General features: G+C 63.3%; 1 pseudogene. It reads right to left on the bottom strand.

The features are described 5' to 3' along the window. Positions 1-251 (bottom strand): annotated as a pseudogene (locus tag WLY71_RS30925) (calcium-binding protein); the annotation flags it as partial.

The raw sequence follows: 251 nt of genomic DNA, 5'->3' as shown, positions 1-251 counted from the left end.
TGGCCATGTCCAGGCCGGCGCCGCCGATCAACTGGTCGGCACCGCCGCCGCCAATCAGCACGTCATTGCCCGCGCCGCCGACGATCATGTTGTCGCCGGCATTGCCGGTGCCGGTGAAACTGCCGGTGCCGATGTAAGTCAGCTTTTCAATGAACGGGTCCAGGGTCGCCGTCGGCGCACTGCTGCGCAGCTCATCGTAGCCACCGTTGTCCTGTTCAATAACCTTCACCCCGGTGGTGGCAAAGATGTAG

Origin of the sequence: Pseudomonas rossensis, from assembly GCF_039888995.1 — a bacterium.
In the GTDB taxonomy this organism is placed as follows: Bacteria; Pseudomonadota; Gammaproteobacteria; order Pseudomonadales; family Pseudomonadaceae; genus Aquipseudomonas; species Aquipseudomonas rossensis.
This window is presented reverse-complemented; position numbering and strand designations above follow the sequence as displayed.